The organism is Amycolatopsis mediterranei (assembly GCF_026017845.1).
GTDB lineage: Bacteria > Actinomycetota > Actinomycetes > Mycobacteriales > Pseudonocardiaceae > Amycolatopsis > Amycolatopsis mediterranei.
Map to the genome: position 1 here is coordinate 1,662,433 of NZ_CP100416.1, position 12,908 is coordinate 1,675,340.

Annotated in this window: 12 protein-coding genes; 8 read left to right on the top strand and 4 right to left on the bottom strand. The window is 70.5% G+C overall.

Going from position 1 to position 12,908, the window contains the following annotated elements:
- The first annotated feature begins 12 nt into the window (after positions 1 to 12).
- From ISP_RS07965 to ISP_RS08000, 8 genes are all read left to right on the top strand, one after another.
- Positions 13 to 927 (top strand): ribonuclease Z, encoded by a 915-nt coding sequence (locus ISP_RS07965; protein WP_013223370.1) that lies wholly within the window; start codon positions 13 to 15, stop codon positions 925 to 927.
- Between the two features lie 22 nt (positions 928 to 949).
- Entirely contained in the window at positions 950 to 2,602 is a 1,653-nt protein-coding gene (locus ISP_RS07970; protein WP_013223371.1) for a response regulator, read from the top strand.
- Positions 2,599 to 4,020 (top strand): ATP-binding protein, encoded by a 1,422-nt coding sequence (locus ISP_RS07975; RefSeq protein WP_013223372.1) that lies wholly within the window; start codon positions 2,599 to 2,601, stop codon positions 4,018 to 4,020. Before ISP_RS07970 ends, ISP_RS07975 begins: the two co-directional genes overlap by 4 nt.
- Positions 4,020 to 5,513 carry a carboxylesterase/lipase family protein gene (locus tag ISP_RS07980; RefSeq protein ID WP_013223373.1) on the top strand — a complete coding sequence of 498 codons (1,494 nt, stop codon included), beginning with the start codon at positions 4,020 to 4,022 and terminating at the stop codon, positions 5,511 to 5,513. The genes ISP_RS07975 and ISP_RS07980 overlap by 1 nt, the downstream gene beginning before the upstream one ends.
- 83 nt (positions 5,514 to 5,596) lie before the next feature.
- On the top strand, positions 5,597 to 6,673 hold the full coding sequence (locus ISP_RS07985; RefSeq protein ID WP_013223374.1) for a hypothetical protein: 1,077 nt from the start codon (positions 5,597 to 5,599) through the stop codon (positions 6,671 to 6,673).
- A gap of 1 nt (position 6,674) precedes the next feature.
- A complete protein-coding gene (locus ISP_RS07990) occupies positions 6,675 to 7,802 on the top strand; it encodes a toxic anion resistance protein (RefSeq protein WP_013223375.1) in 1,128 nt (375 codons plus the stop codon).
- On the top strand, positions 7,799 to 9,406 hold the full coding sequence (locus ISP_RS07995) for a substrate-binding domain-containing protein (protein ID WP_013223376.1): 1,608 nt from the start codon (positions 7,799 to 7,801) through the stop codon (positions 9,404 to 9,406). The genes ISP_RS07990 and ISP_RS07995 overlap by 4 nt, the downstream gene beginning before the upstream one ends.
- Positions 9,403 to 9,969 (top strand): hypothetical protein, encoded by a 567-nt coding sequence (locus ISP_RS08000; protein WP_013223377.1) that lies wholly within the window; start codon positions 9,403 to 9,405, stop codon positions 9,967 to 9,969. Before ISP_RS07995 ends, ISP_RS08000 begins: the two co-directional genes overlap by 4 nt.
- Before the next feature lie 70 nt (positions 9,970 to 10,039).
- On the opposite strand, the gene ISP_RS08005 is transcribed toward ISP_RS08000, so the two are convergent.
- The 4 genes from ISP_RS08005 to ISP_RS08020 form a co-directional block, all read right to left on the bottom strand.
- On the bottom strand, positions 10,040 to 10,864 hold the full coding sequence (locus ISP_RS08005; RefSeq protein WP_013223378.1) for a hypothetical protein: 825 nt from the start codon (positions 10,862 to 10,864) through the stop codon (positions 10,040 to 10,042).
- Between the two features lie 76 nt (positions 10,865 to 10,940).
- Entirely contained in the window at positions 10,941 to 11,195 is a 255-nt protein-coding gene (locus ISP_RS08010; protein ID WP_013223379.1) for a hypothetical protein, read from the bottom strand.
- 365 nt (positions 11,196 to 11,560) lie between these two features.
- Entirely contained in the window at positions 11,561 to 11,695 is a 135-nt protein-coding gene (locus tag ISP_RS08015; protein ID WP_014466679.1) for a hypothetical protein, read from the bottom strand.
- Between the two features lie 246 nt (positions 11,696 to 11,941).
- On the bottom strand, positions 11,942 to 12,850 hold the full coding sequence (locus ISP_RS08020) for an ornithine cyclodeaminase family protein (RefSeq protein WP_013223380.1): 909 nt from the start codon (positions 12,848 to 12,850) through the stop codon (positions 11,942 to 11,944).
- Positions 12,851 to 12,908 lie beyond the last annotated feature (58 nt).

Here is a 12,908-nt window from a genome sequence, read left to right on the forward strand (position 1 = left end):
TAACGTGCGGGGGTGTCGACCCGCGAACTGGTGGTGCTGGGCACCGCGAGCCAGGTGCCCACGCGCCACCGCAACCAGAACGGCTACCTCCTGCGCTGGGACGGCGAGGGCATCCTCTTCGACCCCGGCGAAGGCACCCAGCGGCAGATGCTGCGGGCCGGCGTGGCCGCCACGGACATCACGCGGATCTGCGTCACGCACTTCCACGGCGACCACAGCCTCGGCCTGTCGGGGGTGATCCAGCGGCTGTCGCTGGACAAGGTCGCCCACCCGGTCGACGCCCACTTCCCGGCGTCCGGCGCGCACTACTTCGAACGCATGCGGCACGCGACGGCCTTCTACGAGCAGGCCGACCTGCGGGAACACCCGATCGCCGAGGACGGCCCGATCGCGACCGGCAAGCTCACCCTCGAGGCCAGGCGCCTCAGCCATCCCGTCGAGGCGTTCGGCTACCGGCTGACCGAGCCCGACGGCCGCACCATGCTCCCCGAGCGGCTGCGCGAGCACGGCATCGCGGGCCCGGACGTCGGCCGGCTGCAGCGCGAAGGGCGCCTGGGGACCACCACGATCGAGGACGTCAGCACGCCGAGGCACGGTCAGCGGTTCGCGTTCGTGATGGACACCCGGCTGTGCGACGCGGTGTACGCCCTCAGCGAAAACGCCGACATGCTCGTGATCGAGTCGACGTTCCTGGCCGAGGACACCTCCCTGGCGAAAGACTTCGGCCACCTCACCGCGCAGCAGGCCGCCCGCGTCGCCGCCGAGTCCGGCGTCCGGCAGCTCGTCCTGACGCACTTCTCGCAGCGCTACCCCGATCCGGCGCGCTTCCTGGAAGAGGCGAAGGGCGAGTTCGACGGCGAGATCGTCGTGGCGCAGGACCTGGAGCGGGTCCAGGTGCCGAAACGGCGGTCTTTCCCAACGGCGTGAGAAGCGCCGTAGGCTGCATCTCGTGAGCCAGCCGATCCTGATGACCGTCGACGACGATCCCGCCGTGTCCCGCTCGGTCGCCCGTGACCTGCGCCGGCGCTACGGGAAGGACTACCGCGTCATCCGCGCCGACTCCGGCCCGGACGCCCTCGACGCGCTGCGCGAGATCAAGCTGCGCGGCGACGCCGTCGCGGCGATCCTCGCCGACTACCGGATGCCGCAGATGGACGGGATCGCCTTCCTCGAGAAGGCGATGGACCTGTTCCCGCACGCCCGCCGCGCCCTGCTGACCGCCTACGCCGACACCGACGCCGCGATCCAGGCGATCAACGTCGTCGACGTCGACCACTACCTGCTCAAGCCGTGGGACCCGCCGGAGGAGAAGCTCTACCCGGTGATCGACGCGCTGGTCGAGACCTGGAAAGCGGTCGGCGACAAGCCGGTCGAAGAGGTCAAGCTCATCGGCCACCGCTACAACTCGCCCTCGTTCCACCTGCGCGACTTCCTCGCGCGCAACGCCGTCCCGTACCGCTGGTACTCGGTCGACGACGACGAGGGCGGCCGGATCCTGCAGGCCGCCGAGGCGACCGACAAGGACATCCCGGTGGTCGTCACGCCGGACGGCACCGTCCTCAAGAACCCGACCGGCAGCGAGATCGCCGACGCGGTCGGGTTGTCGACCCGGCCGGCGCAGGAGTTCTACGACCTCGTCGTCATCGGCGGCGGCCCGGCCGGCCTCGGTGCCGCGGTGTACGGCGCCTCCGAAGGCCTGCGCACGGTGCTCGTCGAGAAGAAGGCCACCGGCGGCCAGGCCGGCACCAGCTCGCGCATCGAGAACTACCTCGGCTTCCCCGACGGCGTCTCCGGCGCGCAGCTGACCGACCGCGCCCGGCGCCAGGCCCAGAAGTTCGGCGCCGAGGTGCTGACCGCCCGCGACGTCGTCGGTCTCCAGGCCCGCGGTTCGCAGCGGGTGATCACCTTCGGTGACGGCAGTGAGATCGCGGCGCACTCGGTGATCCTGGCCAGCGGCGTCAACTACCGCGCCCTGGAGGCCGACGGCATCGAGGAGCTGAGCGGCCGCGGCGTCTACTACGGCTCGGCCGCGACCGAGGCGCCCGAGTGCAAGGGCGAGCACGTCTACATCGTCGGCGGCGCCAACTCCGCCGGGCAGGCCGCGGTGTTCTTCTCCCGCCACGCCAGCGACGTCACGATCCTGGTGCGCGGTGCGTCGCTGGAGTCCTCGATGTCGCACTACCTGATCGAGCAGATCGCCGGGATCGAGAACATCCACGTCCGCACGCACACCACCGTCAAGGAGGTGCACGGCGACGGCCACCTCGAGCGGCTCACGCTGTGCGAGAACGGCGTCACCGAGACGGTCGACACCGGGCACCTGTTCATCTTCATCGGCGCCGCCCCGCGCACCGACTGGCTCGGCGACGCCATCCACCGCGACGAGCACGGGTTCGTGTGCACCGGGCCGGACCTGCTGAGCGCCGGGCAGCGGCCGGCGGGCTGGCCGCTCGACCGTGATCCGCACTACCTCGAGTCGTCGATCCCGGGCGTGTTCGTGGCCGGTGACGTGCGGTCGCAGTCGGTCAAGCGGGTGGCCTCCGCGGTCGGCGAGGGCGCGATGGCCGTGACGCTGGTACACCGGTACCTGGAGGAACAATGAGCGCACTGCCGCGGGAAGAGCTTCGCGGCCTCTTCCTGTTCGAACACCTTTCCGAAGCCCAGCTCGACTGGGTCGCCGCCAACGGCGTGATCGAGGAGTACGAAGGCGACACGTTCGTCATCCGCGAGGGCGACGAGGCGACCTGCTTCTACGTGATCCTGAACGGCGCCGTCCGGATGACGCGGCTGGTCAGCGGCACCGAAGTCGAGACCAACCGGTCCGACCAGCGCGGCGCCTACTTCGGCGCGACGCAGTTCTTCGTGCACCAGGACGCCGAGCACCGCTACGGCGCTTCGGTGCAGGCGCTGAGCGACCTGACGCTGCTGGCGCTGCCGTCGAAGGAGTTCTCCACCGAGTTCCGCAGGTGGTTCCCGATGGCGACGCACCTGCTGGAAGGCATGTACCTCGGCTGGCGCAACAGCGACACGGTGATCGGCTCCCGCCGTCGCCTGCTGGCGCTCGGCGAGCTCTCGGCCGGCCTGACGCACGAGCTGAACAACCCGGCCGCGGCCGCCGTCCGGGCGACGTCCGCCCTGCGCGAACGCGTCGCCGGGATGCGGCACAAGCTCGCCTTCCTGGCCAAGAAGGACATCGACCCGGAGCTGCTCTACCAGCTCATCGACGTCCAGGAACGCCTGGTCAAGCAGGTCGTGCAGGCCGAGAAGCTGACGGCGATGCAGCAGTCCGACCGCGAGGACGAGATCGGCGACTGGTTCGACGACCGCGGCATCGACGGCGGCTGGGACCTCGCCGACATCTACGTCCGCGCCGGGCTGACCACCGCCGACCTGGACAACGTCCTGGAGCAGGTGGGCGACACCTTCATCGACGGCGCCGTTCGCTGGCTCGCCTACGCGCTCGAAACCGAGATGCTGATGGGCGAGATCGAGGACTCCACGACCCGGATCTCCGCGCTGGTCGGCAAGGCCAAGCAGTACTCGCAGATGGACCGGGCGCCGCACCAGTGGGTCGACGTCCACGACGGCCTCGACTCCACGCTCGTGATGCTGTCGGGCAAGATCGGCGGCGGCATCCGCGTCGTCAAGGAGTACGACCGCAGCCTGCCGAAGATCCCGGCGTACCCGGCCGAGCTGAACCAGGTCTGGACGAACATCATCGACAACGCCCTCGGCGCGATGAAGGGCGAGGGCACGCTGAGGCTGCGGACGTGGCGCGTCGACGACCAGATCCGCGTCGAAATCGGCGACACCGGCCCGGGCATCCCCGCGGACATCAAGCCGCGGATCTTCGAGCCGTTCTTCACGACCAAGCCGGTCGGCGAGGGCACCGGGCTGGGCCTGGACATCTCGTGGAAGATCGTCGTCGAACGGCACCAGGGCGACCTGCGCGTCGAATCCGAGCCGGGGAACACCCGGTTCGAGGTCTGCCTGCCGACGGTCGAGCAGGCCTCGCTCTGATGGCTTCCGTCCCGACGGTCACGACCGAACTCGGGGCGCTGGTCGGGCAGGCGGGCGACGGCGTCCGCGTCTGGCGCGGGATCCCGTACGCCCGTCCGCCGGTCGGTGAGCTGCGGTGGAAGGCCCCGCAGCCGCCGTCGCTGTCCGGCGGCGTGCACGTGGCGACCGAGTACGGGCCGCACGCGATGCAGTCGCCGGACCCGATGAACCCGGCCGCCGTGTGCGACGAGGACTGCCTGTACCTCAACGTCTGCACGCCGGAGGGACCCGCGCCCGAGGGCGGGTGGCCGGTGCTGTTCTGGCTGCACGGCGGCGGCTACCGCGTCGGCCACGGCGAGCAGCTGGGCGACGGCGAGGAGTTCGCGCGCGCCGGGATCGTCGTGGTCACCATCAACTACCGGCTCGGCTCGCTCGGCTTCCTGCACCTCGCCGGGATCTTCGGCGAGTCCGAAGTGGACGCCGGGGTCTGCGGGTTCCTCGACCAGGTCGAGGCCTTGAAGTGGGTGCGCCGCAACGTCTCCGCGTTCGGCGGGGACCCAGAGCGGATCACCGTCTACGGCGTCTCGGCGGGCGCGAAGAGCGTCGGGAACCTGCTGGGCAGCCCGCTGGGCGCGGGGTTGTTCGACCAGGCCATCAGCAGTTCCGGCGGCGCGGACCACGTGGCGACGCCGGAGGCCGGGACCGCGCTGGCGCGGCGGCTGCTGGACGAGGTCGGCTGCCAGGACCTCGCCGCCTTGCGGTCGCTGCCGGCCAAGGAGTTCGTCGAAGCGCAAGAACGGATCCTGAGCGGCTTCCAGGCGCTGTGGCTCTGGCGGCCGACGCTGCACCCGCGCGTGCTGCCCGAGGTGCCGATCGGGCCGATCCGGCGGGGGAGCGCGGCGGGGATCCCGCTGCTGGTCGGCTGCAACAGCAACGAAGGCAGCACGTACGCGATGATGCTCGGCGACGACGTCGCCACGGCGCCGGCTTCCGGTGTGCTCACGAACATCCTCGGCGACGCAGGGGCGTCACAGCTTCTCGAGACGTACCTTCGGCGCGTTCCCGACCTGAAGGCCGCTCGGATCGCCGCGCTGGGCGACGAGCGCTACGGCATTCCGACGCAGCGGCTCGCCGACGCGCAGTCCGCGCACGCTCCCGTTTACCGGTACCGGATCGACATCGCCGCGCCCGGCGTGCCCGAGCAGCTCGACGGCGGCCACGGCACCGAAACCACGATGGCGTGGAAGGTCCCGCTGCCCTTGGCCGCGCAGGGGACCGCCGTGAACCCGGCGCGCGAGCGGGCGGCGCTGCTCGTCCACCGCGCCTGGGTGCGGTTCATCCGCGACGGCGTCGCCGACGCGGACGGTCCCGAATGGCCACCCTACGGCCCGGAACTGCGCCCGGTGCTGGTTTTCCGGGAAGACACCGATCTGGTGCTCGATCCACGCGCCGACGAGCGGAAAGCCTGGGGCGACACGGAATGGGCGTCCGGGACCTGGTTCCCGGTGACCTGAGACCGTTCATTCACCCGCCGTTCACTTCGAACCGGCTCGCTCCCGCGTCCAATGAGCGAAAGCCCGTCGAGGGGAGTGGCCGAGTGAAACGCCGGGTGTCGATCGGACTGGCCGTGGTGCTGGTGCTGGCCGTCGTGGGGGTGATCATCTGGGGTCGCGGTGACGACAGTGCCGCGGGCTCCACGACGACGGTGCGCGGGGTGATCGGTTCGGAGAAGCAGGCCTTCTTCACCGACCAGCGCGTCGTCGACGCCTTCGCGCGCCACGGCCTGAAGGTCGAAGTGGACACCGCGGGCTCGCGGCAGATCGCGACGACCGTCGACCTCGGCAAGTACGCGTTCGCGTTCCCCTCGTCCTCACCCGCGGCGCAGAAGATCCAGCGCGACCGCAAGGTGACGACGGTCTACACGCCGTTCCAGTCGCCGATGGCCGTCGCCTCGTTCGAGCCGATCGTTTCCCTGTTGCGGGCCAACGGGACCGTGCACAAGGGGGCAGGCGACTACGATGTCCTCGACATCGCGAAGTACCTGGACCTGACGAAGGCCGGGACGCGCTGGGACCAGCTGCCGGGCAACACCGCCTATCCGGCGCGCAAGAACGTCCTGGTCACCACGACCGACCCGCGCGAGTCGAACTCCGCGGCGATGTACCTGTCGATCGTTTCCTTCGTGGCCAACGGGAACGCCGTCGTCAGCACGCCCGACCAGGAGGCGAAGGTGCTGCCGTCGGTGGCGAAGCTGTTCCTCGACCAGGGGTACACGCAGAACAGCACCGAAGGGCCGTTCGAGGACTACCTCTCGGCCGGCATGGGCAAGACGCCGCTGGCGCTGATCTACGAGTCGCAGTACGTCGGCCGCGTGCTGAGCGGCGACGGCTCGATCCGGCCGGACATGCGGATGCTCTACACCGCGCCGACGGTGTACTCGAAGCACACGCTGGTGCCGTTGACCGGCGACGGCGACAAGGTCGGGCAGCTCCTCGCGACCGACCCCGAGCTGGGCAGGCTCGCCGCGACCTTCGGCTTCCGCACGACCGACCCGAAGCTGTTCGCCGAGGTCGCCGCGTCGGCCCACCCGCCGGCCGACCTCGTGGACGCCGTCGAACCGCCGTCGTTCGAAACGCTCGAGCGGCTGCTCGACGCCGTCGGCAAGCAGTACTGACATGGACTTCGCGCTCACCCCGCCCGAGCCGGTCACCGCGATCCCTTCCGAACGCGCGGCCGGGCTGATCACGCTCAGCGAGGACACGCGGTCGGCAGTCTCCGTTCGCGCTTCGGAGTTCGCGTCCCGGCTCGAAGCCCTCGACGTCCGGTCGCCGGAGTTCACCGACCTGCTCGACGAGCTGCTGACCGTCGGCGAGGCCGACATGCGCGCGGCGGCCGGGGTCGCCGGAACGATGCTCGACCGGTCGTTGCGCAGTGCGGCGTCCCCCCAGGACGGCGTCACGACGAGCCTCGCGAGCCTGCGCCGGACGGTCGCCGAGCTGGACCCGGCGAAGCTGCCGCTCACCGGCCGGAAGCTGCTGGGGGTGTTCCCGGTCGCGGCCGGCGCGAAGCGGGCGCTGGATCGCTACCGCGCGGCGAACGAGCCGGTCAACGCCCTGGTCGTCGACCTGCGCGGCCGCCAGGACGTCCTGCGCCGCGACAACGCCTCGATCAAGGGCGAGCGCGAGCGGTTGTGGAAGGTGATGGGGAAGCTCGCCGAGGCGGCCGCCCTTGCCGAGGCCGTCGACGGCGCGATCGAAGCACAGGCGGGCGTCTTCGACCTGACGGATCCCGCGCGCGCCAACGCGTTGCGCGCGGACGTGCTGTACCCGATCCGGCAACGGCACCAGGACCTGCTGACCCAGCTCGCCGTCAGCGCGCAGGGCTACCTCGCGCTGGACCTGGTGCGCAAGAACAACGACGAGCTGATCCGCGGTGTCGAACGGGCGGTGTCGACGACCGTGTCCGCACTGCGGGTCGCGTTGCTGGTCAGCGGGGCGCTGGCGAGCCAGCGGGACGTCCTCGACGAGGTCGCGGCCCTCCAGGCGACCACCGACGGGCTGATCCGCGCGAACACCGAGCTGCTGGACCTGCAGTCCGCGGAGATCCGCCGGGCGAGCAGCGACCCGGCCGTCGCGACCGAGACGATCCGGCAGTCCTTCGATCGGATCTACGCCTCGATCGACGCGATCGACGGGTTCCGCGCCGACGCCGTCCGCACGATGGCCACGACCGTCGAGTCGCTGTCCGGCGAGATCCGCCGCGCCGAAGACCACCTGCGACGCTCGCACGAGGGGGAAGCATGAGAAAACTCTGGGGGCTCGCGCTCGCTGCCTTGCTGCTGGCGGGGTGTTCCGATCCGGCGGCCGCGCCGCAAAGCGAGTCCGCGCCCGAACCGGGGACGCTGCGGATCCTCGCGGGCAGCGAGCTGGCGGACATGCAGCCGGTGCTCGACGAAGCCGCGCAAGCCACCGGGGTGAAGGTGAAGTTCACCTTCACCGGCACCTTGGAAGGCGCCGAAGCGCTGGCGAACGGCAGCGCCGACGGCAAGTACGACGCCGTGTGGTTCTCGTCGAACCGCTATCCCGCCGGCCTTCCCGAAGCGGCGAAACGGCTCGGCAACCAGGTCAAGATCATGAGCTCGCCGGTGGTGCTGGGCCTGGCCACGCCGGTGGTGCAGCGGCTGGGCTGGGCCGGCAAGCCGGTCAGCTGGGGTGAGATCGCCGCGCAGGCCGGGAAGAAGGCGTTCAGCTACGGGATGACGGACCCGTCGGCGTCGAACTCCGGGTTCTCGGCGCTGGTCGGGGTCGCGTCGGCGCTGGCGGGCGCGGGCAACGCGATCGACGCCCGGCAGATCGCTTCGGTCACTCCGCAGCTGACGCAGTTCTTCAGCGCCCAAACGCTTTCGGCGGGGTCTTCGGGCTGGTTGTCGGACGCGTACGTCCGGCGCGCGACCGGGCCGGACGCGGTCGACGGGCTGATCAACTACGAGTCCGTGCTGCTGTCGGCGAACGCGTCCGGGAAGCTGCCCCAGCCGCTCACCCTGGTCTACCCGAGCGACGGGGTCGTCACCGCCGACTACCCGCTCACCCTGCTGGCGGACGCCGGTTCCGACGCGCGCTCGGCCCACCAGCGGCTCGCGGACCACCTGCGGACGCCGGCGGTGCAGAAGCGGATCATGGAGACCACGCAACGGCGTCCGGTCGTGCCCGGGGTCGCGCTGGGGCCGCAGTTCGCGCAGCGAGACCTCGTCGAACTGCCGTTCCCGGCGACGCAGCAGGCGGTCGACGCGTTGCTGTCGGCCTACTTCGACAAGCTCCGGCGTCCCTCGCGGACGCTTTACGTGCTCGACACGTCCGGCTCGATGGCGGGCGCGCGGATCGACTCGCTGCGGTCCGCACTGGTCGGGCTGACCGGCGCGGACACCTCCTTGACCGGCCGGTTCCGGCGGTTCCGGAGCCGGGAGGAGGTGACGATGCTGCCGTTCAACACCGGGCCCGGGGCACCGCGGACGTTCACCGTGCCGGAGGAGAACCCGGCGGCCGAACTGGCGCAGATCAAGACGTTCGCCGAAGGACTGGTTGCCCGGGGCGGAACGGCGATCTACGACAGCCTTTCCCGGGCGTACCAGGTGCTCGAGCCGCTGATGGCCGCGGACCCGGACCGGTTCACCTCCATCGTGCTGATGACCGACGGCGAGAACGCGAACGGCTCGTCACTGCCGGACTTCCTGACGTCGCTGGCGTCGCTGCCGCCCGCGATGAAGCAGGTTCCGGTGTTCACGGTCCTGTTCGGGGAAGGCAGCAGCGACGAGCTGACCCAGGTCGCGACGCGGACCGGCGGCAAGGTGTTCGACGCGCGCAACGTCCAGCTGTCCCGGGTGTTCCAGGAGATTCGCGGGTACCAATGATGCTGCGTTATCTGGGCTCGACCAAGAACCTCGCCGGCTGCGTCGGCGGCCTGCTCGGCGTCGGGCTGTACCTGATCGGGGTGGTCGGGTGGTTCTGGCCGTTCGTCGTGGTGGCGCTCTACGCCGCGGGAGCGCTGCTCGCGCCGGGGGAGAAGGTGCGGCTGGTACCCGATGCGTCCGCCGGGCTGCGGGAGTCGCTGGACGCGCTCGAGGCCACGGTTTCCGCGCAGGCGTCCCGGATGCCGCCGTCCTCTGTGGACACTGTGCACCGGATCGCCGAGGTGCTTCGCGACCTGCTTTCCCGGCCTCGGCGGCTCTCGGGTGACCCCGAGCTGCAGCACGCCGTCGTCCGGCTCGCGGGCACGGATTTGCCGCTGTCGCTGGAAACCTACCTCAACCTACCGCGGTGGTTCGCGGCGCGGCGTGCCGGTGCGGGCTCGGAATTGGTGACCCAGCTGGGTTTGCTCGAGGCGGAGGCGCACCGGGTGGCCGAACGGTTCTACGCGACGGAGGTCGACCGGCAGGCCGATCACACGCGGTATCTGCGGGATCGGGAAACCTGAACCCCTGTGGGTGACGACGTTCGAACGCGCGTTCGAGTAGTGTGGTCGATGTCTCACAGGGAAGGGGAAATCATGAACGCGTACCGAGGTTCGGCAGAGTCAGCGTCATCGCGGCGGTGGTCAGCCAGCTCAGCAGGTCCGGCAGGGGAATGCGGGAGAGGCGGTCCGGCCATTCCTCCGCCACTGTGTGCAGCACGAGCTCGTCGTGCCGCGGCTCCACCTTCGTCAGGTTCAGGCCGGGCGGAAGTTCCGGCAGGGGAAGCACGATGGGCCGGAAGCGGCGGGGCGGCCGCAGCTGCCGCTGTCCGATGTGGAGGGTCTGCGGCACGAGCACCACACCGTCGGCCGCCACCTGCGGGCGGAGCGTCAGGTGGCCCCAGTGCGGTCGCTTGGCCCAGTGGATCCGCAGCAGGCCGCCGTCGGCCGGAGTCGCGACGATCCCGGGGCGGGCTTTCGCCACCCGGTCCTGCAGCACCTCGGCGGAGACGGCGATCGCCAGCTGCACCCGCGCGGGTTTGGCGGCCGGCGTGGGCAGCGAGCGGAGGCGGACGTCTTCGGCGAAAACGGTGACGCGGCGCAGCGGGATGGTTCCGGGCTCGCCGTCGTCTTCGGGCTCTGGCCAATCGACGTCCTCGGCGACGATCCGGACGTCGCCGAGGCGTCCGGTGGCCAGCCGCAGGCTGTCGGCCGGGTAGTCGAGTTCGGCGAGGGTGAGGCCGACCTCGCGGCCACCCACCTGCGCGGTCAGCCGCCGGCCGACGAGCTGTTCGGTGACGGTGCGCACCAGGGCGGCCGGCGTGACCGGGACGTTCGGCAGGAGCGAACGCCCGGCCGCGGCCAAGCCGGCCAGCTCGGGCCAGGGTGACCAGCCGTCGAACCACCTGCCGTCGCTCATCCGCCCAGTGTCGCCCACGGACACCGGCGGCGGCGACGGCGGGTGGTTCCCGGCCGGCCCAGCGGATCGCCTCCGGTCACCGTCCCGCGAAGCGGGCGATGATGCCGGTCACGACCAGCCAGAACACCGCGGCCAGGCCGAAGTCGAGGATCACCTGCAGGTTGCCGTCGCCGACCGGGAACAGGCCGGGCCAGAACAGGGCGAGAGGAACCGCCAGTGACTTGATGAACTGGAAGAAGGAGTTACCGGCGTTGGCACCGGCCAGCACCATGATCATGTAAAGAACTTCGATCCCCGCGAAGATCGCGCCGATCGCCGTGATGACCCGCACGGCCGTGTTCCGTCTGGTGGTGGTTCGCCAAGGAGACATGCCGCGAAAATTCCCGGATCAGGTGACGGATCAAACGCTCCAAGGCCCAGATTGCGCCGTTTGGCCGCTTCTCTTGCTCTCCGTCAGTACTCCGGCACAAGTGGTGAGCGACTGAGGTCCGGTGTCGGCGCGCTTGTCCTTTTTCGTCGTCTCTGCTCAAGGAGCTGTGGTCATCAGGTTCGTCCGCTGCCCAATAACGAACCCCGGCTGCGGGCGTTGTTCGACAGGCTCACTCAGCACGGAACGCTGCCAGCCGCGGTGAACCAGTCGGCCATGGCCGGGCATCGCCGCTCCCGTTCGCCCGCACTGCGGCACATCGCCGTTCGCTACTCCGGCCGGCTAGAGATCGACGCGTCGGCTTCGACGATCCCCGGCGGCGAGGCCATCAGCAGCCACACCCGGGGCATCTGCTCCGGCATCCACCCGGCGATCGAGCACGCCATCGCCCGCAGATCAGCCACCCGGCCGTTGTGGAAACTCACTCCTGCTGCGGCGGCTCGGACGGCATCGCCAAGGCCGGTCGGCAGCCTGAAAACCGTTCTCCAGCAATACAACAAGGTCATCCGCGCACCTGGCCGCTCACACAGGCATCACTCGCCCGCACCGCTGCAACCCGTGCCACGCCCACAACGGCACCCCACGCCCGCCGCGGCTAGACATCACACGGACCCGCCCCGGTGCACAGGCTCTCCGCCTGAGTAGCTGTGTCATCGGCCCCTACTCGCCGCGTCACCGAGCAGCCGGGCGACGGCCCAGTCCTGCACAGCGAGCCCGACGGACTTGAACACGGTCCGCCCACTGACCACCGGAGGCGTGCGCAAGGCCGCCCCGAGCTCGATCAGGTCACCACGGTCGAGGACTCCGCTCTCCACCGCATGGATCACCTCGCCAGCCTCCTCAAGAGCGGCGTCGACCTGATCCACCACCACGCACCCCGCGGTGGCGAGCAGTTCGGCGGGCAGCTCCCGCATGGACGGCAGGTACGACCCGATCGCGTTGACATGAACCCGGTCCGGCAAGTCATCGACAGCGAAGAGAGGAGTACTGGACGAAGTAGCGCAACAGACGATCTCCGCGTCGGACACCGCGTCCGGGGCGCTCGAAGCCACCCGAATCGCCACCGATGGGAACTCGGCACTCAACCGGCCCGCCAACGCCTCCGCACGCGAGAGGTCGCGCCCGAACACCGTTACGCGGCGCATCGGACGCACCGCCGCCACCGCGCGCACCTGGTCGGCGGCCTGGGCTCCGGTGCCGAGGAGTGCCAGGCTGCTGGCCTCGGCCGGGGCGAGCAGGTCCGTGGCGACGCCGGACACCGCGCCGGTGCGCAGGGTGGTGACCTCGACGGCGTCGGCGACCACCTGGCCGTCGGCGGTGTTCCACACCAGCGTGCCCAGGATCATCGGTGCCCGGCCGGGGACCAGGTTGAGCGTCTTCACGACCGTCGTCGACGTCGGTGTGTGGCAGGCGGTCATCACGAGCGTCGTGGCTCCGGCGAAGGACAGCCGTTGCGGCACCACGAAACGGCCGGCGGCGAGGTCGAGGAATGCCTCGCGGACCGCTTCGACGGCGGCCGGCATCGGGACGGCCCTCCGGACATCGTCGGCGTCGAGCATGCGCGGCCCCTCCGGCGTCGGAACTGCCGCTAGCCTGGCGTCAGTGTCAGGGTGGTGT